Annotated in this window: 23 protein-coding genes; 13 read left to right on the top strand and 10 right to left on the bottom strand. The window is 53.5% G+C overall.

The annotated features are described in order from the left end of the window. Positions 1-12: 12 nt before the first annotated feature. Together ACLEIV_RS09735 and ACLEIV_RS09730 are read left to right on the top strand one after the other, a co-directional pair. Positions 13-225: a hypothetical protein gene (locus tag ACLEIV_RS09735; protein ID WP_298719467.1), complete on the top strand. Its 213-nt coding sequence runs from the start codon at positions 13-15 to the stop codon at positions 223-225. 166 nt (positions 226-391) lie between these two features. Next, a complete protein-coding gene (locus ACLEIV_RS09730; RefSeq protein WP_410456454.1) occupies positions 392-856 on the top strand; it encodes a DUF6515 family protein in 465 nt (154 codons plus the stop codon). A 75-nt stretch (positions 857-931) separates the two neighbouring features. Here the strand turns inward: ACLEIV_RS09730 and ACLEIV_RS09725 are convergent, their stop codons facing one another. From ACLEIV_RS09725 to ACLEIV_RS09715, 3 genes are read right to left on the bottom strand one after another with little or no spacing between them, the layout of a single operon-like run. Then, positions 932-1,459, bottom strand: a complete 528-nt coding sequence (locus ACLEIV_RS09725; RefSeq protein ID WP_410456453.1) for a TadE/TadG family type IV pilus assembly protein — start codon at positions 1,457-1,459, stop codon at positions 932-934. A gap of 9 nt (positions 1,460-1,468) precedes the next feature. Beyond that, positions 1,469-3,307, bottom strand: coding sequence for a pilus assembly protein TadG-related protein (locus ACLEIV_RS09720; RefSeq protein ID WP_410456452.1), 1,839 nt, complete (start codon positions 3,305-3,307; stop codon positions 1,469-1,471). A gap of 23 nt (positions 3,308-3,330) precedes the next feature. Then, positions 3,331-3,819, bottom strand: coding sequence for a TadE/TadG family type IV pilus assembly protein (locus ACLEIV_RS09715; RefSeq protein ID WP_410456451.1), 489 nt, complete (start codon positions 3,817-3,819; stop codon positions 3,331-3,333). A gap of 335 nt (positions 3,820-4,154) precedes the next feature. Here ACLEIV_RS09715 and ACLEIV_RS09710 point away from each other — a divergent pair, with 335 nt between their 5' ends. Next, positions 4,155-5,864: a hypothetical protein gene (locus ACLEIV_RS09710; RefSeq protein WP_410456450.1), complete on the top strand. Its 1,710-nt coding sequence runs from the start codon at positions 4,155-4,157 to the stop codon at positions 5,862-5,864. A gap of 225 nt (positions 5,865-6,089) precedes the next feature. Further along, positions 6,090-7,811 carry a ShlB/FhaC/HecB family hemolysin secretion/activation protein gene (locus ACLEIV_RS09705; RefSeq protein WP_410456449.1) on the top strand — a complete coding sequence of 574 codons (1,722 nt, stop codon included), beginning with the start codon at positions 6,090-6,092 and terminating at the stop codon, positions 7,809-7,811. Positions 7,812-7,913: 102 nt separating this feature from the next. Here the strand turns inward: ACLEIV_RS09705 and ACLEIV_RS09700 are convergent, their stop codons facing one another. Further along, the gene (locus ACLEIV_RS09700) at positions 7,914-8,141 is read right to left on the bottom strand and encodes a Flp family type IVb pilin (RefSeq protein WP_410456448.1); all 228 of its coding nucleotides are present in this window, start codon (positions 8,139-8,141) and stop codon (positions 7,914-7,916) included. A gap of 447 nt (positions 8,142-8,588) precedes the next feature. Between ACLEIV_RS09700 and cpaB the strand changes: the two genes are divergently transcribed. The 8 genes from cpaB (at position 8,589) to ACLEIV_RS09660 (ending at position 16,278) form a co-directional block, all read left to right on the top strand. Further along, positions 8,589-9,527 carry a Flp pilus assembly protein CpaB gene (gene cpaB / locus ACLEIV_RS09695; RefSeq protein WP_410456447.1) on the top strand — a complete coding sequence of 313 codons (939 nt, stop codon included), beginning with the start codon at positions 8,589-8,591 and terminating at the stop codon, positions 9,525-9,527. 15 nt (positions 9,528-9,542) lie between these two features. Then, positions 9,543-10,790, top strand: coding sequence for a type II and III secretion system protein family protein (locus tag ACLEIV_RS09690; RefSeq protein WP_410456446.1), 1,248 nt, complete (start codon positions 9,543-9,545; stop codon positions 10,788-10,790). 11 nt (positions 10,791-10,801) lie between these two features. Continuing rightward, positions 10,802-11,974 (top strand): CpaE/TadZ family protein, encoded by a 1,173-nt coding sequence (locus ACLEIV_RS09685; RefSeq protein WP_410456445.1) that lies wholly within the window; start codon positions 10,802-10,804, stop codon positions 11,972-11,974. Next, the gene (locus ACLEIV_RS09680; RefSeq protein WP_410456444.1) at positions 11,971-13,221 is read left to right on the top strand and encodes a TadA family conjugal transfer-associated ATPase; all 1,251 of its coding nucleotides are present in this window, start codon (positions 11,971-11,973) and stop codon (positions 13,219-13,221) included. The genes ACLEIV_RS09685 and ACLEIV_RS09680 overlap by 4 nt, the downstream gene beginning before the upstream one ends. Before the next feature lie 33 nt (positions 13,222-13,254). Next, positions 13,255-14,130 (top strand): type II secretion system F family protein, encoded by an 876-nt coding sequence (locus ACLEIV_RS09675; protein WP_410456443.1) that lies wholly within the window; start codon positions 13,255-13,257, stop codon positions 14,128-14,130. Position 14,131: 1 nt separating this feature from the next. Then, positions 14,132-15,019, top strand: a complete 888-nt coding sequence (locus ACLEIV_RS09670) for a type II secretion system F family protein (RefSeq protein WP_410456442.1) — start codon at positions 14,132-14,134, stop codon at positions 15,017-15,019. After that, entirely contained in the window at positions 15,016-15,930 is a 915-nt protein-coding gene (locus ACLEIV_RS09665; RefSeq protein WP_410456441.1) for a tetratricopeptide repeat protein, read from the top strand. The genes ACLEIV_RS09670 and ACLEIV_RS09665 overlap by 4 nt, the downstream gene beginning before the upstream one ends. A 66-nt stretch (positions 15,931-15,996) precedes the next feature. Next, the gene (locus ACLEIV_RS09660; protein WP_410456440.1) at positions 15,997-16,278 is read left to right on the top strand and encodes a DUF3613 domain-containing protein; all 282 of its coding nucleotides are present in this window, start codon (positions 15,997-15,999) and stop codon (positions 16,276-16,278) included. A 2-nt stretch (positions 16,279-16,280) separates the two neighbouring features. On the opposite strand, the gene ACLEIV_RS09655 is transcribed toward ACLEIV_RS09660, so the two are convergent. From ACLEIV_RS09655 to ACLEIV_RS09645, 3 genes are all read right to left on the bottom strand, one after another. Beyond that, a complete protein-coding gene (locus tag ACLEIV_RS09655) occupies positions 16,281-17,024 on the bottom strand; it encodes a response regulator (RefSeq protein ID WP_410456439.1) in 744 nt (247 codons plus the stop codon). Positions 17,025-17,149: 125 nt separating this feature from the next. After that, the gene (locus ACLEIV_RS09650; protein WP_410456438.1) at positions 17,150-19,807 is read right to left on the bottom strand and encodes a PAS domain-containing sensor histidine kinase; all 2,658 of its coding nucleotides are present in this window, start codon (positions 19,805-19,807) and stop codon (positions 17,150-17,152) included. A 9-nt stretch (positions 19,808-19,816) separates the two neighbouring features. After that, positions 19,817-20,287, bottom strand: a complete 471-nt coding sequence (locus ACLEIV_RS09645) for an A24 family peptidase (protein WP_410456437.1) — start codon at positions 20,285-20,287, stop codon at positions 19,817-19,819. 212 nt (positions 20,288-20,499) lie between these two features. Between ACLEIV_RS09645 and ACLEIV_RS09640 the strand changes: the two genes are divergently transcribed. Beyond that, positions 20,500-20,661 carry a transposase gene (locus ACLEIV_RS09640; RefSeq protein WP_410456436.1) on the top strand — a complete coding sequence of 54 codons (162 nt, stop codon included), beginning with the start codon at positions 20,500-20,502 and terminating at the stop codon, positions 20,659-20,661. 98 nt (positions 20,662-20,759) lie between these two features. Here ACLEIV_RS09640 and ACLEIV_RS09635 read toward each other — a convergent pair whose 3' ends face one another. Genes ACLEIV_RS09635 through ACLEIV_RS09625 form a run of 3 tightly spaced genes read right to left on the bottom strand, consistent with a single transcriptional unit; the run spans position 20,760 to position 24,350 of the window. Further along, the gene (locus ACLEIV_RS09635) at positions 20,760-22,721 is read right to left on the bottom strand and encodes an acetoacetate--CoA ligase (RefSeq protein WP_410456435.1); all 1,962 of its coding nucleotides are present in this window, start codon (positions 22,719-22,721) and stop codon (positions 20,760-20,762) included. A gap of 2 nt (positions 22,722-22,723) precedes the next feature. After that, positions 22,724-23,377 (bottom strand): maleylacetoacetate isomerase, encoded by a 654-nt coding sequence (gene maiA / locus ACLEIV_RS09630; RefSeq protein WP_410456434.1) that lies wholly within the window; start codon positions 23,375-23,377, stop codon positions 22,724-22,726. Further along, positions 23,364-24,350 (bottom strand): fumarylacetoacetate hydrolase family protein, encoded by a 987-nt coding sequence (locus ACLEIV_RS09625; protein ID WP_410456433.1) that lies wholly within the window; start codon positions 24,348-24,350, stop codon positions 23,364-23,366. The genes maiA and ACLEIV_RS09625 overlap by 14 nt, the downstream gene beginning before the upstream one ends. Positions 24,351-24,374: the final 24 nt, after the last annotated feature.

Genomic DNA, 24,374 nt, shown 5'->3' with positions numbered 1-24,374 from the left:
TACTTCCCATCTATGATAGAAGAAAACACCCTTGATCGGGAATTGACCGACAAACTGTATTGGCTGCGCAAGTTTCGCATGGCCAAAAATGACAAGACACTGGAATTAATGGTATCCAAAGCCGTTGATGATTATCACACTCACTCTGCCGTTGTCGCCGCCATCTACCTGGCCGAATGTCAGCGTGAACGTGAAATGCTGCAGGGACGTTTTCTCGATCAATAAAGGCGGCAGTGTCAGACCGGGCGCTCGCTACCGACTCTTTCCGATACAGGCTGACGTTCAAGGTCAGGCCGGGCTGTCGTTATCTCCGGATCCGGCCCATAATTAAGGTATCTCCAGACTCATCGGTTATCCCGGTACCGATAGTTGTTCAGAGGAGGAGAAACCCATGATCCTGCAACTGTTCAAGTTTCGTCGCTGGTTGTTGCCTCTGCTCGGGGCACTGACCTTCGGTCTGGTGGCACCCCAGGTGCTGGCAGACAGAGACGATCGCGGCTACGGCCGGAATTACGATCACAGTTACAAACGTGGCTACGACAAGCACTTCAAGCACCGTAAACACGTCAGACAGCACAGATACCAGCGTCACTATCGTCAGTCACCACGCAGGGTGAGGGTGGTAGAACAGTATTATTACCATGAACCGCCCCGTCACTATTATCGTGAGCATCGCTCTTCGGGAGCCCACATTTCGGTGACCCTGCCTCTGGGTACCATGGTGCATGGCCTGCCCGGTGGTTATGTCAGCTTCAGCCTGGGCGGCACGCCCTACTACTACCACGGCGGCAATTATTACCGTCCCTATCAGCGTGGCTATCGAGTGATTGGCCCTCCGTCCGGACATAGATGGTAACGGTTTGTTGCCGGAGGCATGGATGAACAAGGCCGGTTATCCGGCCTTGTTTTTGCATGACAGGCAGCCCCATTTTTACAAGCGAGTAATGGTTTCACCCCGGATAACGGTATTGCCTTCATCCTGCGGCAGGCTGGGGATGCGGATGCCCGCAAACTCGATAATGGGGATAATGGCCCGTTGCTGCTCGTTGCCGCCGGCATTGTAAAAGCGTTGCAGGCAGACATGCAGCAACCGGCTTTCCTCGGTATCGGCAATATGACCGTAGCTGGGGCTTCCATTATCGGAAGGCAGGGGTACCCAGTTATGTCCGGTCGCGGGCGCCGGACAGTTTCCATTACGCCAGGACGGAGGCAGCCAGCCGTTGTTTATCTCTTGGGTTACTTCGCGGCTTAGCACTGTGTTGTAGTTGGGGGCAGCAGGATCGACCCTGAGCACGGCCCGGCTGGCCTCCGAACTGACCTGACGGAAGCTGATTTCCAACAGCAGCGGAATGCTGTGGGCGAGGATGGCATAGAGCAGGGTAAAAAACAGGATAAACAGCGCCGCAAACTCGATGGCCACGGCACCGGATTGTTTTTTTGGAGGGCATTTATGCAGCATATCCATTCCTTAGTTAACCAGCCTTGGCGCACCACAGTTCAGGTCATACAACTCCAGATAGGATTTACCCACACCGGCATCGGTTCCCAGCAGGGAGCTCAGTAAAGGGGATAATATAGCTTCACCTATTGTGTTGAGTATGGGGGTAACAACGGATATCAGGTCATGAACGATGGCATTTACTGTTGTACCCAGTAAACCACCGGTTAGCAAATCTATGATATCCATTAAACCGGAGAGCAAATCACCTAACAGTCCCTTACTACTGTCGGAATCTATAATATCTGAAATTAATTCCGTTAATTGAGTGACGATGTCGGACACTGTGTCGCCAAGCCGCAGGTTGTTGGGACCTGTTGCTTGGCTCTCTCCCGCTAACATATTGTCTACCGGTTCACTATACGTAAGGGCAGGTATATATGCACTTCCGGATATCTTCAATAATGTACCGCCCAGTATAGAGGCAATATCGGTGTCCTGCAGGCTGGCATCGCAACTAAGGCTGGTTGACCATTTATTTTCATCGGGTATTTCACCCAGACAGACATTGAGTATTTTTGAATTGACCAGCATGTCTGCCGATGGCGGCGGAGTGCTGCAGTTTGCTTGCTCGAATTTGGCGGTGGCCGTAGTGACATCTATCCATAGAGGAAGCTGTATCCTGACTAATGCTCCTGCCAAATTCTTTAATATAGAGCTGGAGCTTAGAGTTTTATTGGTATCAATATTTATATATGCTCTCACCTGTGCATTATAAGCTTGTGTGCCTACCGGACCGATGGCGATTGAAGGAGGCTCCACCACACCAAGCTCCACCCTTGCCAAGCCGAGTATACCGAGCTCGGGGATTTCGATTCCTCTGCCCCCGGCACCCAGCAGTATTACCGTGCTTAATAAGTCACTTAACTTCAATTGGGTATCCAGAGCCGGGCCTGCGGCCCTGTCTGGGTTTGTAGCCAAGGTGAATAAGGCATTTTCATCTGCCAAGCCAAAAATGTTGACTTCTATCTCTTCGAGTATGGGGGCGATTAGAATATCTTCGCGTAAGGTGGTAAGCGCGAGCTTCAAAGCAGAGTCTGATACTACATTCACTGAAAGAGCAATAAGCTCCTCAAGGCTGAGTAATCCGACTTTGGTGTCGGTCAAGTCAATCAGCCTCTGAGGGGAAAGGGCTTTCAACTCATGTATTGATACATCTATTTCTAAAGCATGAAGAAGTCCTGCCGGGCTGATGGCTACATCGGCCAAGCCATTGCTGTTCAAAATGGTTAGGGTGTTTACATCAACTCCGGCTGACTTAAGAATCAGGCCCACCAGGCCATCGCTGTTTAATTTGAGTAGTTCAGCGCCGATACTAAAAGCCGCGATAGGCTCCCCACCTTCCCGTTCGGCAACGGCTCTGGCTTGTAATGATATTTCATTTTTATCACTCAAACCCAGCATGCTGCCGGCCCTGAATATCAGGCTGGCGGGAACGGTTTCCGTGGCAATGGCCTGAACGGCATGGCCGGAAGCGTCAGGTGTTGGGACCCTTAGCCCATCGTCGGTATTAACCTTTACGCACCGGGTGGCGATTGATTGGGTACCATTGATAAGAAAGCCATTGGATGTGGCATTTTCAATGGCATTGGTCTGCACTAGCCCGGGGCTTTTTGAACAGTCACCCTCATTTAATCTGGCTACGGCTTCTAATGCTGCTGTATCGGCCAGTTTTTGCAGCTTGCGCTGTTCCATATAAAGTCGGCCGGTATCCAGCACCAGCATCAGGCAGCCCAGTGCCATCATCAGGGTCCCGGCCGCCAGTATACTGAAGGCGCCGCGCTGCCGGAACAAAGGTAATTTTAACATATCAAAGCTCCTGAATAATAAGTTCAGCGTATCCGTAACTTGGCTTCGCCCCTGATTTCATCGGGCAACTGGGGGATTTTCCATCCCAGCAGGGACAACTCCGGCATGATGGTGGAAGGGCTGTTATGACTGACACAAGCACTCCATTCGCTGCCGTCGCTGGAAATTTTCAGGAAACTGTCGGCATAATCACTGCAGTTATTAGCCCATTGGGGGGGGATCCAGGAGTCCACTATCACTTGCGTGGCTTTTAGCTCGGCATTGGTTTTTATGGCGGCTACTCGGGGATCCTCGCTGCTTGCCTGGTAGTAATAAATGTTGGGTGTAGCTACCGCCTGGCGTACGGCCTCGGCGGAAAGCTGTTGGTAGGCGGCGCCCAGCATCAGCGGTATTGCATAGCTGACCAGGCCGTAGAACAGCCCGAACATTAGCACAAAAATGATGGCAAATTCGATGCTGGCAGCACCGTCCTGTAATTTCCGTTTATTAGGTGTGTCATTTTTTTGGCGCATTCCTGTGCTCCGTTATTATTTTCTTTATGACCATAATTGGTATTCATTATATGGTCATGAATGACGGTAAGCTATGTCTTGTCTTGTGATAATATTTCTCTCTGTACTTTTTTAGAACAAGTATAGGCCTTTGGTATTAATGCTTTTATTATTTCTTCATTATCAAGACTGATTAATACCAATGTGAGAATTGCTGATTCTTTATTTCCTGTATTTAATGGTGCTTATGGTTTTTAACAATAAACCAATGACGGTGTCAGTCGGCTTACAAAATACACGGGATGATAACGATGAAAAAATTCAAAGGACGTTCGACTGTTAAACATAGTACGGCTTTGGCATTAATACTTTCGTTGGGTGTCATGACCGGTTGTGCCGGCAGCGTCGGTACTGATCTGGCAAAAAACAATAACGGTAATCCGACTGCGCCGGGCGGCGATGGTAACGGCGGCGGCGATGGTAACGGCGGCGGCGATGGTAACGGCGGCGGTGATGGTAATGGCGGCGGCGATGGTAATGGCGGGGGCGATGATGATTCCGAGCTTTCCGGCCTGGTTGTCAGCACGCAGGATCTGAGCGGTGATCTCACCGATAACAGTGTTCTCGCCCCGGCCGGCGATCTGGTCGATAACCTGTTGGATGGCGAAACCGGCCTACTGTCTCCGGTGACCGGCTTGGTTGATGAGCTGACCGGAACTGACGGTTTACTTGCTCCGGTGGGCGCTCTGACCAACGGACTCATCGGTTCAGAAGGTACCCTTTCTCCCGTGGTGGGACTGGTCAACGATGTACTTACCGAAGGCACGGTGGGAACTGGCTCGGTGGCGGATGTACAGGGAGTAGTCGGCCAATTGACCGGCGTCGAAGGTGGCTTGGTTCCGGTTAATGATCTGGTCAATAACCTGGCCGGTCCCGAGAACGGTTTGCTGTCACCGGTTACTGGGCAACTGGATCGCCTGACCGGCACCGGTGGTGTACTGGAGCCGGTGGGCAGTCTTACCAATGGCCTGTTGAGTGAAGATGGCACGCTTGGTCCGGTTGTCGGCACCCTCAATGAAGTACTGAGCAATCCGGCACTGGCACCGGTTACCGATACCCTTGGCGGGGTTGTTCACGGTGTTAATGGTGCCGTGAACGGACTGACCACAGAGTTGGCCTCGGGTGATATGGGCACTGGTACCGTCACTCATACTCAGGGTACCGTTTCGAACCTGGTTAGCAATACTGCTTTGGCGCCGGTAAGCGATTTGGCCAATGGCATTCTGGGGCCGAAAAACGGTCTGTTGACGCCGATAACCACGACGGTAGAAGGCCTGACCGGCACCAATGGCGCCCTGCAACCCGTGGGTGAATTAACCGATGCGCTTATTGGTGGGCATGGTGCTGTTACTCCCCTTACTCTGATCGTCAATGATCTGTTGGGCGGCGGCGACAACGGCGGTCTGTTGGGTGGCCTGAGCGGCGGCGAAAGTGGTCTGCTGGGTGGTGTCACTGGCACCGTGGACGGTCTGACCGGCGGCCTGCTGGGCGGCGGCGAGAGTGGCGGCCTGCTGGGTGGCCTGACCGGCGGTGAAAGTGGTCTGCTGGGTGGTGTCACCGGCACCGTGGACGGTCTGACCGGCGGCCTGCTGGGCGGCGGTGAAAATGGCGGCCTGTTGGGTGGCCTGACCGGCGGCGAAAGTGGTCTGCTGGGTGGTGTCACCGGCACCGTGGACGGTCTGACCGGCGGCCTGCTGGGCGGCGGCGAGAATGGTGGTCTGCTGGGTGGTGTCACCGGCACCGTGGACGGTCTGACCGGCGGCCTGCTGGGCGGCGGTGAGAATGGTGGTCTGCTGGGTGGTGTCACCGGCACAGTGGACGGTCTGACCGGTGGCCTGCTGGGCGGCGGTGAGAATGGCGGCCTGTTGGGTGGCCTGACCGGTGGTGGTGAGAATGGTGGTCTGCTGGGGGGGGTCACCGGCACCGTGGACGGTCTGACCGGCGGTCTGCTGGCCGGTGATGAAAATGGCGGCCTGGTGGGAGGTCTGCTGGGCGGCAAAAAATAATAACAGCGCCAGATCCTCCGGATCATTCTTTTCTTGTGGCGTAAGTTGCATGCGGTTTTGGGGTTGCCCGAGCCGCATTTTTTATGTTTTCCCAAGACAGTGATGACTTCATTCATATTGCCCATTCAAGATGCGATAGCTTGCTTGCAAAATGACAGTGTTATTCTAATAATGGTTCCATTATTGCCTCTTTGAGAGGAGGCTTCATATTCGGGAGCTTGCCTAATGCGATCTTTTTACCATTGGCTGATCCCGGGGGCGGCCTTGTTGCCCCTGGTGTCGGCCATGGCTGAAGTACCGGCTTATCTGAACAGTAATAACGTTGACAACGTTTTGCCCAGCCTGGATCTGAGTGCAGAACGTTATCAGCCATCGGGGGCTCGGACATCGCTGCCAACCAGGGGGCAGACCCAGACCCTGTCATCGGATACCCTGATCCAGTTGGACAATGTCCTGATTGAAGGGGGGTCTGTCTATCCTTTTGACGAAATAGCGGCACCCTTTTCAGCGCTTATCGGCAAACGGGTAACGCTGAAGCAACTGGCCGGTCTGACCGGTAATATTACCCGGCGTTATAAAGACGACGGCTATGCCCTTTCTTATGCCTTTATTCCGGCTCAGAACCTGAGTTTTGGTCAGGTTCGTATTGTGTTGGTAGAAGGCTACGTGGCCGACCATGAATTGCGTGGTGATGTTGGCGCCGTGTCCGAGCTGATTAGGCAGTTTGCTGCCCAAATCGTGAATGAAAGGCCCCTGCGCAGAGAGACCTTCGAGCGCTATACCGCCCTGATGTCCCAGTTGCCCGGTGTCAAGGTCAAGACCAGTGCACCTCTTCCCACCACGACCGATGGCGCCGTTACCCTGATTATCGAGGCCAGCCGGCAAGCGGTAGCGGTGAGCTCCGGGCTCGAGCTTGACAACCATGACGATGTTAAGCTGGTGGTCTCCGCCGGACTTAATTCCCATACTTCGGCGGGCGAACAGGTCAAGGTCACCACCATGCTGCCTCCCGGTAATGACAAGGAACGCTATGCCCGCATCGACTACAGCCAGTTTGTGGGCGACAAGGGCACCAGGGTCAACGCCTTTGCCTCCGCCTACCGCAGCGAAAAGCAGGAGCTCGACATACTCGGCAATATCGGTTCGATCGACGTCAAGGCGCAGGAAGAGCGCAAGAACGACCGTTTATCCGTTGGCGTCACCCATCCCGTCAAGCTGACAACCAGGGAGTCGTTGACCGCCGGTGGTCGCATCTATGCGGTGAACGACGAGCGTACCTTCTCTGTACGAGAGCCGGCAGCGCTGGCCGGTACTCGGGCCGAAATCAGCAGCCAGGTCAGGGCCATCGCCCTGGAAGGGGAGTGGAAACTGGCGGAAAAAGATCAGTTACGCATCCTGAGCGGCGGTGTTTACAAGGGGCTGGACATTCTGGGGGCCGACAGCGAAATCCGGCAGCTGGATGGCAGCCTGAACGATGACAAGGATGTGGATTTTCTGCGTTTCCGGATAGGCGGCATGCAAACCAACCTGTTCGCCGAGCGTTGGCAAAGCGTGCTGTCCGGTGCCTTCTACTGGTCGGGTGACGAGTTGCCCAGTAGTGAAAGGGCGGTATTTGGCAGTCGCAGCTTTGGCCGCGGTTATCCTTCCGATCAGGCCGAAGGCGACAGGGGCTGGGGTCTGGGCTATGAGCTGGGCTACCGTTTCTATCCGCAGGCACACTGGTTGCAACTGATACAGCCTTATGGCGCGCTGGACACCGCCCGGGCGTCTGATAACGGCAATGGCGGGCAGGATGCCGAACTGGGCTCCTATGCCCTGGGGGTGCGTTTCAGCGATCAACGGCATTACAATCTGACCCTGGAAGCGGCCAGGCCCTTTGGCGACAGGGCCATCGACAGCGGTGATCGGGATCCCAGATTCAGGTTTAATGTCAGTTACAACTTGTGATGTTTCGGAAAATAAAAAAGAAGCCATTCAGGCTTCTTTTTTATTTATGCTGTAAGTAATCGATTTTAATGAGGAAATGTTTAGTGTTAGAAATGGTAATAATCAATTAGGATCTGGAGATGTTGGAGGAGCGGCACCAATTTTTGTACTGATATCTGCAAAGAACTCGGCTAATTTAACTCCTATTTCACTTGCGGAGGTGATAATTCCCACTGCAATCAATCCGGCGATGATGCCGTACTCGATGGCCGAAGCGCCGTCTTCCCGTTGCAGAAGCTGCTTTATCTTTATGTGAAGGTTGATGCATCCCTTGATGAATATGTCATTCATTTTTATGCCCTTGCTGTTATTAGGTTTATTAGGTTTTTTAAGGCTGTTGGCTGGGTCGCTCCAATGAATGCTAGCCTGTTTTTTTTAATAGTAAATATATATAAAGTATTAGTACTCCTATTGTTTTTCATCTTGTGATGCCTGCCCAAGATGTGAGGGAAGACATTGCGCTTGCGCCGTCTCGATACTAAAAATTAACGGGTAAATACAGGAAGTGACTGTTTCAAGGCGCTTTTTTAAGTTAGACTTTTATTTAGTCTATATTTTCTGGCGCCAGTGCTGTCAAGATTATAAAATTGGTCTACTTTGCTCTCTGGTCCGTGGTCGTTAGTGAATAAGCTGTCGTTAATAAATAGTGATATTCGCATTCCATACCGACTGACTCATATCTCGTTGCATATGGATGCTCTGCTATGTCGATAACAATACCAAATCAAGGAGCACGGGATGAACAGTCGACTGACCCTGGTGTTGGCCGGTATGCTGCTGGTGGGAGCCGTGGTGGCCGGATATCAGGGTATCAAGATCAGCAACCAGATGGCGGAGGCAGAGCAGCCGGTGGTATCGGAACGGACTTTCGTTACTGAACCGGAGCCAGGCATTCCGCAACAATTGGTGCAGCGAGTAGATGAAGAGCAGCGCAGCCCGGTGGTGGTACTGGCAAAACCGCTGCAACCCTTCGAAGTGATTTCCGCCGAGCATTTGGCGACGGAGCAGCTGAAAATAGCCCCTCCCGATACCTTTTCCGATCCCTCGTCGTTAATCGGCCGTCATGTCTGGCAGGCGCTGCCGGCCGGCATCATCTTGAATCAGTCTTTGCTCCAGGCCGGCGGCCCGCTGGCCCGTCTTATTGGTGATAAAGAACGAGCCCTGGCCATCGCCGTCGATGAGGTCATTGGCGGCGGCGGCTTTATCAGCCCCGGTGATTACGTCGATGTACTGCTCTACCTGCGTGAAACCGGCCGAAACCGGAATCAAACCGCCCAGGTGGTGGTGCCGGCGTTACGGGTGTTGAGCTTCGGTGAGCACGTGTCGGTTACCGTCAGCGGAGAGCCGGCGTTGTACCCGACACCGGATGACGACAAGGCCCGCCGGCAACGGCCGGCCAGCACAGCGGTGTTGGCGGTACCGGCTCCTCTGCTGACCCGTTTCATGCTTGCTTCCCAGGTTGGAACCCTGCGACTGGCCGTGCGCAGTGCCAGCGAGCAGCGCCTGGCCGGCTATTACAGGAATGGTATTGAAGACAACGAAATCAAGGAAATGGAGCGGCAGCTGTTTCAGTTTGAAACGCTGGCTTTGCGCCAGGCCAGACCGGCGGTACGGGCTCGCCGCGCATCCAGCGTAACCATTCATCGTGGGCCGGAAGTATCCCGGCAGACTCCTTAAACAGTAGAGCAGATCATGAAACGAGCTATTTCTTCTTCACTATGTTCTCCGTTGAGCTGGGTGGCCGTGTTGGCCTTATGGGTGCCGCTTGATGCCAGTGCCAACAATTGTGCGGCCTTGTCATCGGTGCCTGCGGTGATCGAAATCAATCAGGGAATGCAACAGGAACTCCGCCTGCCGGTGCCGGTGACCCGCCTGGCGGTGGGGGATCCCAAGGTGGCCGATGTGCGACTCGTCGATCGTAGTGCTGTGCTGCTCAGCGGTGTCAACAGCGGGGTAACCAATCTGAATATCTGGACCCGTTGCTCGGCCACTCCGCGGCCGAGTATGGTGTTTGTGCAAGGCCTGGCGACCCAGGCGCTGTTACCCTCCGTGTTACCGGCCGGCCACACGGCGGCGTTGCCCAGCCAGGTACAGACCGATATCCGCTTTGTGGAGGTTAACCGAAGCAAGTTGAAGGACGTGGGAGTGTCGTTGTTTGGCAAGCGTGGCAGTTTTCTGTTTGGCGCGCCGGGCAATACTACCGGCAGCGTGGGTCTTGGTGGCCTGCTGCCTGATGGCAGCGCCACCCCGGTCCCTTTGCAAAACAGCGGCTTCAATATTGCTTGGGGCGGCGGCAGCCGGGAAATTCTGGGGGTATTGAATGCCCTGGAAAACAGTAATTTTGCCTATACGCTGGCCAATCCCAGCCTGGTTTCCCTGAGCGGACAAAGTGCCAGCTTTCTGGCCGGCGGAGAGTTTCCGGTGCCGGTACCCAGCAGTGGCAGTGATTCTGTGTCCATCGAATATAAGGAGTTCGGGGTACGGCTGACGCTGACACCGACCGTGGTCGATGAAAACCGGATATTGCTGAAAGTGGCTCCGGAAGTCAGCGAACTGAATTTCAATACAGGTGTTTCTATTGCCGGCACTACAGTGCCTTCGCTAAATGTGCGCCGTACCGATACCAGCGTGGCCCTGGCCAGCGGCGAAAGCTTTGTTATCAGTGGCTTGATAAGCGCCCGCAACTATGCGGACGTCGACAAGTTGCCCGGGTTGGGGGACATTCCCGTGCTGGGCGGCTTTTTCCGTTCCTCCCGTATCGAACGGGAAGAAAAGGAGTTGCTGATGATAGTCACGCCGCACCTGATATGGCCGCTGGCCGCCGAGGCCCGCCTGCCGGAGCTGCCGGGAGAGCGTTTGCGTCAATATAACCCCAACGTGTTTGAGCTGCTGTTTCTGGAGAGCGGTGATTTCGGCATGCATAACGGACTGTCCCGATAAGGAGGATGACCATGGAACAGACTTTTCTTGTTTATTCCTCCAATCAAACGGATGTGGAATGGCTGCAGTCCACCTTGCAGCCGGGCCAGGTGCTGGCGGTGAACGATCGGCTGGATGAAATCCTCGGCCTTATCGATATTACCGAAGCCGGCATCATCTTCGTGGGGTTGGATCCGGAAGACATGACCAGCCAGTGCGGCCTGATTGAAGGGTTGCTCGAGGCCCGTCCCTTGCTGACGGTGGTCGGCTTGGGTGATGGTCTGGACAATCAGTTGGTCATTAATGCGATGCGTGCCGGTGCCCGGGATTTTATCGTGTACGGTATGCGCAGCAGTGAGGTCATGGGGCTGGTGCGCCGGCTCAGCCAGCGAGCGCCGGTGGTGCCGCTGCAAAAGCACAATAACAGCCTGACGCTGCTGTACGGGGTGCAACCAGATCCGGATGCCGCCCTGGTCAGTGCTCATATTGCATATTCTCTGCAAAAGAAAGGGAAGAGGGTGCTGTTGCTCGACCTTGGCTGGCCTGCCGGCGAGAGCCTGGAAATACTGGGGCTGCCGTCCGGTTTTTCCTTTGGTGATGCCCTGCGTAACTTGCGCAGGCTGGACGGCAACCTGATTGAAAGTGCCTTCAACCGGCATGATGGAGGCCTGCATGTGCTGGCGCTGGGAGCGGAAGATCCGGCATTCAACCAGGTGCCTTCAACCGAGCTTTATTTGCTGAAAGGAGCCTTGAGTCAGCACTTTGATCATGTGGTGATCAATCTGGTTGGTCAGAGTGATTGCGAACAGCTGCGCACCCTGGTGAACCAGTGTCAGCAGGTGTATTGGTATGTGGATCAAAGCGTTGCCTGCTGCAAGCGCAATCTGCAAGTACTCGGCAGTTGGCGCGAGCAGGGGATGCGCCTGGAGCAGGCCGGGCTGGTGGTGGATCGTTATATCAAGCAGGTGGCACCTGATGCCGCCACACTGGCTTCCGCCTTCGGGTTGCCGTTGGCGGCGAGCCTGCCCGCAAGCCTGTCGGCCAGGCTCAAGGTGAAGAACAACGGCCAGCCGCTGGATAGGCTGGAGCCGAGAGATCCGCTGAATAAGTCGCTCGGACAGCTGGCCACCCAGGTTGCCAAAAACAGCAGCGGCGCCAATCAGGATAAAGGCTGGCTGCAACGTCTGGTGGGAGCCGTGTCATGAGTCATGAGCCGCTGTTTGGACAAGAAGGCCACCAGAGCCATCATGCTCCTCTGCTGAAGGGGGCCCTGCATCGCTACATTATCGATGCGCTGGAAGAACAGCCCGACCACCTGCTGGACAGCAGCCGCCACCTGCTGGTGCAGTTTGTAAACACCAGGGTAGGGGAGTATACCAAGGTTCGCCATATCCCGCTGTCTCGCTACGAGCAGGACAAGCTGACGGAAGAGCTGGTGGACGAACTGGTGGGGTTTGGTCCCTTGGAGGTACTGCTGCGCGATTCTTCCGTAACGGAGATCCTGGTCAATGGGCCACACCGGATCTTTATTGAGCGGAAGGGGACTTTGCACCGCAGCGATTTACGCTTTATCGACGATGCACATCTGTTAAGGGTGATCCAGCGGATCCTGGCGCCGGTCGGCCGTCGATTGGATGAGTCTTCTCCTATGGTGGATGCCCGCATGCCAGACGGCAGCCGGATCAACGCGGTGATCCCGCCGGTGGCCATTGACGGGCCCTCTCTGTCGGTGCGGAAGTTCCGTCAGGATATGCTCAAGAGTGCCGACCTGCTGGCATCGGGATCGCTCGACAAGGCCATGCTGAATTTCATGGAATTAGCGGTGACGCGGCGTTGCAACATTTTGGTCAGTGGTGGTACCGGTACCGGAAAAACCACCATGCTGAACATGCTTAGTCAGATTGTTTGTCCGGCCGAGCGTATCGTGACGATTGAAGATACGGCCGAATTGCAATTGAAGCACGAGCATGTGGTGCGGCTCGAAACCCGCCCCCCCAACGCCGATGGCTACGGAGAAATTGCGGCCCGGGATCTGGTGCGCAATGCACTCAGGATGCGCCCGGACCGCATCATCCTGGGGGAAATCCGTGGGGGGGAAGTACTGGACGTGTTGATGGCCATGAATACCGGCCACGACGGCTCCATGACCACATTGCATGCCAACAATGCCCAGGATGCCTTGCTTCGCCTGGAAAGTCTGGTGGGCATGTCCGGGCTGCAGGTGGCTGAACGTACCTTGCGCCAGACCATTTGTTCGGCCATTGACGTCGTCATTCAGTTGGTCAGGCTGGCGGACGGTCGCCGTTGTATCAGCGAAATCCTGGAAGTCGTTGCATTGCGGGACAATCAGTATGTCACCAATACCCTGTTTAAATTACAGCGTGACGGGGCCCGCACCTTTGTGCGGGAAGCGGTTAATCCGGGTGGCGAAAAGTTGCAGAATATTTTTTGAAACCCATGAAGCGTAATCAGGATTGAGAGACTTATGGAGATGCCGCTGCTGCTGGGTGTGCTGGCTCTGATATTGTTGCTGGGATCATTTGTGCTGTTTCGTAAGGCGAGGCTGAAAGCGAGGGCCGAGTCTGTTGCCGGACGACTGATGCAAGCCCGCGTATCGGATCCGAAAGCGCTGGGTTCGATAGACAGGACCCTGTTAAAGTCCGGTTTTCAGCTGTCTCCCGTATCGGTATGGTTGCTGAGTGGTTTATTCACTGGCTGTCTGCTGCTGCTGTATATCATCTGGGGAAGCCTGGCTGCTCTGGGCGGCGGGGTTTTGTTATTACTGGCTGCCCGGCTTTACGTGGGGTGGTGCTTCCGGCGCCGGGTAAGCAAGATGATAGTACAGTTACCGGCCATGCTGGATCATATGATCCGCAGTTTGAAGTCCGGGCGGACGTTGGCGGAGGCATTGTCGTTGGCGGTGGCTGCCGCTCCAGCTCCTTTACACCAGGCTCTTGGGCGGAGCCAGCGTTTCATTGAGCGAGGCGGTAGCCTGGAAGAGGCAATGGAGGGATTTGCCGAACTCTACAATAGAACAGAGTTCCGGTTGCTGGCTCTGGCCATCCGGGTAAACCAGAAGTACGGCGGCAATGCTGTCGAAGTGCTGGGCAACCTGATTTCGCAGATACAAGAAAAAGACAAGGCCAGCAGACAACTGAAAGCGATGACGGGTGAAACCCGGATCAGTGCCCTGGTGCTGGGAGGGCTACCGGTAGCGCTGGCGGCGTATATTTTTATCTCCAGCCCGGATTTCTTTATGGGGCTATGGCAGGATCCATCCGGAAAACTGGTGCTGCTGAGTGCGTTTGTTTTTCAGATACTGGGCTTATTAGCCCTGTGGCGCATGCTGAGGAGTATCTGATATGAATGCCTTTATCGTCAGTTCTTTATTGCAACTGAGCTTGGCCATTCTGCTGCTGGTATTACTGGTTCAGGACCGGCGGCAACGCCGTTCGGTAAATCATCGGCTTGGTAAAAGGACAGAGGTCGACAAAGAACGATTGCTGAATGAGTTCGGCCAGAGCCGGCTTGGCAGAAAAGGCCTCAGTCTCGATGTTGAAACATTGAGGCTGCTGGAACAGCTTGGCTGGCGCAAGAACAGCCAGAAAGCCTTGTTTGTGGCTATTCAATTCGGTCTGCCGATTAGCCTGGTCGCCCTTGTCCAACTGGCCAGCTTGTTGTTTCAAGGAACTGGCGGGACGTCTTGGCTGACACTGCTGTTTGTATTTGGTATCGGTTACCTTATTCCGAAGCGTATGTTGGCCGGCTCGGTGAAGCGGCGGCGGCAAAAACTGGCCGAAGAAGTCGAAGCCGCTCTGCCGTTGCTGCGTATCCTGTTCGAGGTGGGCATGGTCGTGGAACAGGCCATAAGAATGCTGGCCGTCGAGGGAAAGCATGTTTTGCCTGAGCTTTCGACCGAATTACGTTTGTTGCTACAACGGGTGGATGCCGGCCTGGATTTACAGGGTGAGCTGCGTCGTACTGCTCAATTGGTTGATGTGGATGAAGTGAGTGACTGTTTTAACGTGCTTGAACAGCTTTCCCGTCAGGGTAGTGGAGCCATGGCATCGTTGCATGCCATGAAGGAACTGTTGACCGAACGGCGTATTACGGCCTTGCAAGAAAAAATATCTAAAATGTCTGCCAAGATGTCGATTGTAATGGTAGGTCTTTTGTTTCCGGCTTTATTGATTGTTTTAGCGGGCCCTGGCTTTCTTGCGATTATCAGGGCCTTTGGGGAGATGGGATGAAGCGAGTAACTGGGCTGGTGTTGATTGCCGGCGTGTTGAGTGGCTGTGTGTCAACACCGGCCAGCAAGGTGAATGAATTATCCGACAGTTCACCTTATCTGATCAATCAGACACAGAATAAGCCCCGAGCTTGTGAGCCGCTAATCAGGGATCAGGAATTGGCCTTGAATCTTTCAAGGGAAATGGTGGCGGGCAAGCGGCTTCATGCCGCTTTGGCCAATCTCGAACGTCTGCCGTCGGAACTGCCCGAAGCGCGTCTGGGCAAGGCGCAGGTTTTGCGCCTGCTGAGTCGTCCCGAGGCGGAGGGGCTTTATCAGAGCCTGCTCGATACCTGTTTGGTGGCTGAAGGGCATCATGGCCTGGCGCAGATGGCCGTGCTCCAGAACGATAATAAAGCAGCGCTGCAACACTTGCAGCAGGCTATCGGTTTGGAGCCAACCAATGAAGCCATGCGCAATGATCTGGGCGTGGTTTACATGAACCAGCGCAAGTTGGATGAGGCGCGGTTTGAATTTCTTACCGCCATTGAACTGAACGAAGGGGAACAGAGGGCGCTGCGCAATTTGCTGGCGCTGGTGCTCTATCAGGATAACTTCGACGCAGCGGCAAAGTTGACATCCCGCTACCAGTTGAGCAGTGGCCAATATCAGGCTGCGCTCGGCCGGGCTCAGGCGATGAAGCTGGAAGATGGCCAAAGGCAGCTCGTCCGCGGGACCCTTGCCCCCCGGGCTATCTCTGTGATGGAACGTAATGCACCGGCGCTTGCGCTGCAGCCCAACGAAGAGGGAATCGAGGCTGAGACTGCGGCTGTCTCTTCGCTGCAAGCCATGTCTGTCGGAGTCTCTCGTGTGCAGGGCGTGCAGCGGATAGAGGCAGCTTCTCAGCCTGTAGTGCCCATCATTGTAAGGTGACAGGCTTAGGTTTATGGGGAGTGCGCTCCCCGTGTCATGGCACAACGAAAAACTGAGGGAGTCATTATGAGCGTTAACGGGTATTTGGTCGGTGCTGTGCTGATGGTGGTTTCTGCCAGTGTAACCGCGAACAGTTTACTCGCTCAGGGGCGTGCTATTGGCACCGAGCCCCGTCCGCAGACCGAGCGATGGTTACAGTTACAGAGGGAAGGAAATGCCGCTTCCAGATACAGCCAAGCTGCAACGCCAGCCGAGCGGGAACTCGCAAATCGGCGTTGGCTGGAAAGTTATGAACACCCCATACCAGACTTTTTTGAGCAGGGAATTGAGGGTAGCATTGATAACTGAGGTTATTCTCCCGACAGAGACAAGGCCAGCTGGGTACGGTTACGCATCTTGGTAAGCCGAAGTGTCTGGGATACATAGAGCTTGACGGTATTTTCGCTGATCCCCAGGCTCAGGGCTATCTGGTAATTTGTCATGCCCTTGCCGATGAGCAATGCTACCGATTGCTGGCGTGGCGACAACTTGTCCAGTATTGCCTGGCCGGCTACCGAACGGTGACCCGCCGGCGCTTCAGGATCTGCCGTCGGGGTCGTATTTTGTAACAATGAAACATCCTGCTTAAGACTGTCCATAAAGTCCGATAGCTGGTGAAGTTTGTTGTTGATTTGTTGGATGAAAAGAGGGCTTGCTTCCTGCTGGATACAGTCTCTGAGTCTTTCGACCCCGTGTAATACTTCGTCCATGTCTAACGGTTTGGCGTAATAGTCGGAGATACCGACTCGCAGTGCGCTTATCACGTCCTCTTTTTCGGAGCGACCAGTAAACAGCACTGATTTTAGTGGTCTCTGCTCTTCCATTGCCTGATTCAACAAGATCTTGAGCAATTCCAGCCCGTTCTTCCCTGGCATATGCAGGTCGCTGAGTACGATACAAATATCTTTGTGGTGCTTGAACAAGCGGATGGCACTTTCGGCTTCATAGCAAGAAATGCACTTGAATCCCTGATCGGTGAAGAACTCGCATAGTTCCTCACCGATCAGGGGCTCATCGTCAACGATCAATATGCTATTGAACTGAACCTTGTCCATGGAAACATCCATATATATATCCATAAAGAGTTATATTTTTTAAACTATAACTCTTTATGGATATATATAAAATACTCTAGGTCAAAAAACTGGAATCAGCCCCTTTGTTGTGAAATGCTGTGCTTTTACTTGTTCTTTAATTGTATTTTTATTACAAAAATTGCGCCATTGTCAGTATTTTCCGCTGTCAGGTTGCCGTTCATTTGTCTGATTATGCCAAAGCTAAGGGGCAAGCCCAGGCCGGTTCCTTTGCCTGGCGGCTTGGTAGTGAAGAAAGACTCAAAAATATGCTCCAAGTGATGACTCTGTATGCCGCCACCGTTATCTTCAACCTGAATGATGAGGCTGCCTTCTGACGGATATGTAGTGATGTCGATTTGGCCCTGAAACCCCGGCTCTTTTTCCTGACGCTGAACTATGGCATCTTTTGCATTGACAAGCAGATTGATCAATACCTGTTCAAGCTGATCATGGTGTCCCATTATCATAGGGGATGGTTTGCTGGAAATGTGAATATCTATACAATTATTTATCAAAGTATCCCGAGTTAGAGAGAGAGCCCCATCGATGGCATGCTGTGGGTTAAAAAGGGTCATCTCGAGTGCCGAGCGTCGACCAAAGAACCTGAGATGCTCTATTATCTTTGAACTCCTTACTATCTGCTCTTCTATTCTGTTCAGTTTCGATTTGACATATTCCTTGTTATATCCATCATTATTTATTTTTCTCAGCAGGTTGGTTAGCGATATTCTCATTACGTTAAGGGGTTGATTCATTTCATGAGCCAGGGTTGTGGCCATTTCGCCTATAATAGCCATCTTTGCGCTCTGGTACATATCAAGCCTGGCTTTATATACCTCGGTGTTATCACGTCCAACAGCCTGGATCTCGTGGAGTTTTCCATTATCATCAAAGACTCCTCGCTCTGCCCATACAACCCATATCGGCTCCCTGTTTGGGAGGTGGAGACATATTTCGGCATTCATAATAGGATCATCGATGGAAAGGGATTCTATACGTTTACGGAAAGAAGAGAATTGCTCTTCTGATAAGTACTGTTTAAGATTAATATTTTTTTCAGAGATTGAATTGATACCTAAATACGAAAGAAAGAGATTATTGGCAAAGGTGAGCTCTAGATTCGTATTGTATCTGCAAATAATTGCTGGCGAGTCTTCTACCAGAACTCGATACCTTTCTTCACTTTTAGACAGCTTATCACTGGTGACAGTGGCGTCGGTAACATCTATATATAGGCCGACCACTTCCTGAGGTTTCCCCCATTGATCATGTAATAATTTGGCCTCATCGATAAACCAGTGATACTTTCCGTTGGTATCAATGAGACGATAGTTGCAACTCACGATTCCATCTTTAAGTAGTGTTTTGTTTTTTTTGTAAAATATATCCTTATCATCAGGATGAATGCATTTTAATAACGACTCGTTATTGAACTCCTCGGGGGCCCACCCCAGTAAAGTGCCAAGGCTGTTGCTGAAAAATACATTTATCAATGCCCCATCATGATACTTTTGAAAATAAATGATAGCGGGTGCATTGGCTACCAATGAGCGTATACGTTCGTTGGCAGCTAAGGCTTCCTGTTCATGAAATAGTATCTTGTCTATATTGATCAAGCTGCCAATAATAGAATGTGAGTCTCTAACAGGTTGGGGAGTGAAACTAAATTGAAACCACTGTTCGGTCCCTTCTATCATGAGCCGTAGATTTTGTTGAAAGGGAAGTTTTTTTGTAGATGTATCAATCAGTCGATCTCTGAACTCATCCAAATCTGCAGGATAAACAAGCTGAAATAACTCACTGCGTGTGCAGTCTCCCATGAACCCCAGTTTTATCTGCATTTGCTCAGAGAACTGGAATATGTCTTTTTCAATATTATATTCCCACCAAAAAACACCATGTGACTGAGAAATACAGTGACTTCTAGCTTTCTCATTTAGGTGGTGCATTTCATTTTTTTTAGTAATTACAGCCGCCAATAAAGTGTTGGCAATGTGGTTCCAATACTTTTCGTTGATGAATTCTTTGTTTCTTGTCGGTGGTAATAGACTTACTAATAACCAGGCATTCACCTCATGTTGTCCATGATATGGAATAGCGATGCAGGTAAAATTATTGTTATGTGTTATTCCAGTGGGTACCCTGACCAGATTTTTATTGTTTTCTCTGTCTAGTAGCCTTGAGAGCTCTTTGTTGTCCAGATAAATAAAACAAGAGTTTGAGAGATGAAGTTGCTGATAAAATGACCATTGGTTCTTGTTATTTCTTGTCAACACCGAAATTCCGGGGACATGTAACAATTCTGTAAGCTCGATCAGGCCCTCTGACAAGGTTTCCGGCATGCGATCAGGTGTGCTTTTTATTATCTTGTCAGCAATGCTCATGGTGCCGGTGAGCAGCTTCAATTTTAATTCCCTCTTTTTATCTCGGGTTACCGACTCTGTGTTGTCAATGAGTATTAGCTTCCAGTTGTCATCTGTCTCGTGCAGGCTTCCCTGCATATGGATGAGCTGTTTGTTTTTAGTTCTCAGGGAGAAGGACAGGTGTTGCCCCAGCCATTGATGAGGTTGGCTGTCAATCAAGGGCGTGGCAATGATGTCGCTCAGCGATTGACAATTTGAGGGGAAAAGAGAGGTAAGTGCGCCATACATACTTAATATGTGGCACTCGTCATTAAGGTGTAAAATAACACCTGGGTGTGAGTGCTCAGCAATCACCCTGTCGACAGGTTTTTTTTTGCCGGATCGAAGCCAGTTCTTCAAGATGAATCCTTACTTTAGTAACCAGGATGAAAACAAAAAACCGGAAAAAACAAAAGGAGCATAAGGGGGGGATTTTATATGTCCTGGCGATAAATGATTTACTTTATTTCTCAAGTATTCCGGCACCAGTTGCCAGGTTTTGTTGATACTCAGGGCCCAGAGTAGCATCGTCAGACCGGCCAGGGCGACAGTCCATAAAAGATGCATTTGATCGGTAGCGAGAGAAAGGGCTAACAGCATTTTCACATCACCTGCCCCCAGCTTTCCCGACAAATATCCTGGCAAGGTAATAAGTAAGGTGAATATGACAGTGATAGCAGCTTGTATTGGTGGGGCGCCGGTAATGGTCAAACCATTGATAAATATCCAGGCTAGGGCAATGGCACAGGCAGGGAGTGTCAGATAATTGGAAATTTTCTTCTGGTTAGCATCCTGTAGGGCACAAAAGAAAGCCCAAAGCATCAAAACGGGATAAGCCATTATCCTGCTCCGTATTTTTATAAAGTGATAATATAATGACAGTAAATACCCCGTGGGTCCATTGGCTACCACCAGTTTTGATGTGGTTAAGTTGGAAAGCACATTGTGTCGCCAGGCCTTTTATTTTTTATTCACTGTTTCTGACAACCTGTTTGAGATTTTTCCTGGATATCGGATGCTGGGAAGATGAAACGAAAAAATATTCCGGTGACATGACCAAAGAGCATTTTCAGAGTATCAGGCCGTTACTGGAAAATGCCAACAAACGCACCAATCCGCATACGGTTGGCCTGTTCGAACTGTGGTGTGCCGTGTTCTACCTGCTACGTACAGGATGCCGGTGGCGGGTATTACCCAGCGATGTCCCCAAGTGACAAACAGTGTATTCGTATTTCGTCAAATGGAATAGGCTCTCTGACCGAGGGATGAGCCTGTCGGAGCGGGCATAGATAGTGGCGGCGGCTTCATGAAATCACTCTGTGAGTTCTGGCAAGTCTTTGAATAATGTCAGCGCCTCAGGGTTAGCCAGGGCGCCGATATTTTTCACCGGCTTGCCTTCCACCACGTTGCGTACCGCCAGTTCGACGATTTTGCCTGACTTGGTTCTGGGGATGTCGGTTACGGCCAGTATTTTGTCCGGCACATGACGCGGACTGCACTGGTTGCGAATGCGTCGGCAAATGGCCGCTTTCAGGGCGCCGTCCAGAGTCTCGCCGTCGGCCAGCTTGACGAACAGCAGTACTCGCTCATCAAAGCGCCAGTGCTGGCCTACCACCACCGCATCCACTATCTGCTCGAAGCGGCTGACCTGACGATAGATTTCGGCGGTGCCGATGCGTATTCCCCCTGGATTGAGTACCGTATCCGAGCGGCCATAGAACACAATACCGCCGTGGGCGGTCTTCGCCACCAGATCGCCATGGTGCCAGCAACCCGGATAGGTCTGCCAGTAGGCGGCATCGTAGCGGTGGCCATCGTCGCCCCAGAACCCCAGGGGACGATTGGGAAAGCTGTTGCAACAGACCAGCTCGCCCTGCTGCTCCAGTAACGGCTGGCCCTGTTCGTCGAATACCCGCACATCCAGCCCCAGACCGATGCCCTGACACTCGCCACGGTAGACCGGGCTGATGGGGTTACCGAGCACGAAACAGCCGCAGATATCGGTACCGCCGGCGATGGACGCCAGTTGCAGATTGGACTTGATGCGGCGGTAAACAAAGTCGAACTGCTCGGGAGCCAGGGCCGAGCCGGTGGAGCACAGAGTACGCAGTGCCCCAAGATAATGGTGATCCCGCGGGTGGACTTGCTGTTTTTCCATGGCTTCCAGGTATTTGGCGGAGGTACCGAACAGAGTGATGTTTTCCTGTTCGGCCCAGTCCCACAGTACCTTGCCATCGGGAAAGAAAGGCGATCCCTCATAGAGCAGCAGGGTGGCACCGCCGGCCAGGGCCGAAACCAGCCAGTTCCACATCATCCAGCCACAGGTGGTGAAATAGAACACCCGGTCTCCGGGACGAATGTCACAATGCAGCCGATGTTCTTTCAAGTGGTTGAGCAGGGTTCCGCCCGCGGCATGCACTATGCACTTTGGCTGCCCTGTGGTACCCGAGGAGTAAAGTATATAGAGCGGTGCATTGAAGGGCATGGGAGTAAAGCGCAGCGGCTGTCCGGCGTGGCGAGCCAGTAATTCCGGCCAGTGTTGAACCTCGTCGCTCGGGGTGAGCTGAGGCGTGCCTATATAGGGGATCTGTACCCAGTGTTCTATGCTGTCGATGGCCGTGACTATGGTTCTGGCCTTGCTACTGGAGTCATGCAGCTTGCCGTTGTAACGGTAACCGTCGGCACTGAACAGCACCTTGGGCCGGGTCTGACCGAAGCGCTCTATCACGCTGTCGGCGCCGAAGTCGGGAGAAGTCGAGGTCCAGATTGCACCCAGTGCCGTGGTGGCCAGCATGGCCACCAGAGTTTCCGGCAGATTCGGCAGGTAACCGGCCACCACATCACCGGGCTTGACGCCACATTGCTCCAGCCAGGCACGAATGGCCGCGACCTGTTCGGTCAGCTCGGTCCAACACAGGCGCCGCCGGTGCTGGCCCTCTGCCTGAAACAGCAGCGCGTCTTTATCCGGATGTGCTGCGGCATGGCGCAGCAGGTTTTCGGCGAAATTAAGCCGGGCCTCGGGAAACCAGACTGCTTCCCGGGCGCTGGCGGCGTTCAGTACCGGTTGTTCACCTTTTTCACCCACTACCTCGGCGAAGTCCCACATCAGGCTCCAGAAGGAGGCACTATCCTGTACCGACCAGGCGTGCAAGCCTTGATAGTCGGTCAGCTCGAGTTGGCAGCACCGGTTGACCAGTTTCATGAATTCATGCAGTTGGCTGCGTTGTATCCGGGCGGGAGAGGGGCGCCACAAAAGTGACTGTTGTCGGGGCATGTTCATCTCCTGGTCAGGGGGTAGCCAGAATGATCTGACTGCTGTTCCGGTTGAGCCAGCCGAAATGCGTCGAGTCGGTTGCAGGCCTGTTCGATGGCGATGAGCCTGGGGTAGGGCGTCATGTCCAGCTTGAAGCGGCGGGCATTATAGATCTGAGGTACCAGGCAGATATCCGCCAGCGTCGGATTATCGCCACAGCAGTACGGCGTGGCGCTGCCGCTCAGTTGTTGCTCCAGCGGGGCCAGCCCCTGCTTCAGCCAATGGTGATACCAGGTGGTTTTCTGCTCTTCACTGTGCCCGAGCTCGCCGGTCAGGTACTTGAGCACCCGCAGGTTGTTGAGTGGATGAATATCGCAGGCGACCTGCAGAGCCAGCGCCCGGGCCCGGGCTCGCGCAAGCGGGGGGGCCGGCAGCAGGGCCGGCTCGGGATGGCATTCGTCCAGGTATTCGATGATGGCCAGCGACTGGCCTATGATGCCTTCTCCGGTATCCAGACTGGGTACCAGACCGGTCGGATTGAGCGACCGGTAATGTTCTCCCAACTGGGTGCCCTCCAGCAGCGAAATAGGGACGCTTTCATAGGTCAGGCCTTTCAGGTTGAGCGCAATCCGCACCCGGTAGGCGGCGGAGGATCGCATATAATCATAGAGTTTCATGTTTCACTACCTGCTGATCGATGGCGCCGAAGATGGACCGGCCCTGTGCATCGAGCATCTCGATACGCACCCGGTCGCCGAATTTCATGAAAGGCGTGCGGGCTTCGCCCTGTTCGATGATCTCCAGCATGCGCCGTTCGGCCAGGCAGCAGGATCCGGTACTGCGATCTCTGTTTGATACCGTGCCCGAGCCGATGATGCTGCCGGCGCACAGCGCCCGGTTGAAGCTGACATGAGCGAGCAGCCGGGCGAAGTTGAAGGTCATGTCGGTGCCCGCATCCGGTTCCCCGAACAGCTCGTCGTTCAGATGAACCCGCAGACGGTGATGCACCCTGGTGTCTCGCCAGGCATGGCCCAGCTCGTCCGGGGTGATAGCCACCGGCGAGAAAGAGGACGCCGGCTTGGACTGGAAGAAACCGAACCCCTTGCCCAGCTCCTCCGGGATCAGGTTGCGCAGGGACACATCGTTGACCAGCATCAGCAGCTTGATATGAGAGCCGGCCTGTTCGACGCCGGAGCCCATGGGCACATCGTCGGTAATAATGGCGATTTCGCCTTCGAAGTCGATACCCCAGGCCTCGTCGGCCAGGCTAATGTCTTCACGCGGGCCGATAAAGCCGTCGGACATGCCCTGATACATCAGCGGATCGGTCCAAAAACTGGCCGGCATCTCGGCGCCACGGGCCTTGCGCACCAGCTCAACGTGGTTGACATAGGCGCTGCCGTCGGCCCATTGGTAGGCGCGGGGCAGGGGGGAGGCGCAGGCGGCCTGGTCAAACGCGAAGCTGTCGGTACAGGCGTCCTGGTTCAGTTGCTGATAGAGTGCCTGCAATGCCGGCTCGGTTTCGGCCCAGTAATCCAGTGCCGCCTGCAGGGTGGGAGCAATGCCGTCTGCGGCTACCGCCCGGCTCAGATCCCGAGACACCACCAGCAAGCTGCCGTCACGATCTTTTTTCAGAGAAGCCAGTTTCACTATTGTCTCCTTGATGTATTCGAC

Origin of the sequence: Oceanisphaera submarina (assembly GCF_046521305.1) — a bacterium.
In the GTDB taxonomy this organism is placed as follows: domain Bacteria; phylum Pseudomonadota; class Gammaproteobacteria; order Enterobacterales; family Aeromonadaceae; genus Oceanimonas; species Oceanimonas submarina.
The sequence above is the reverse complement of the archived record's forward strand: the minus strand, read 5'-3'. Positions and strand labels throughout refer to the sequence as shown.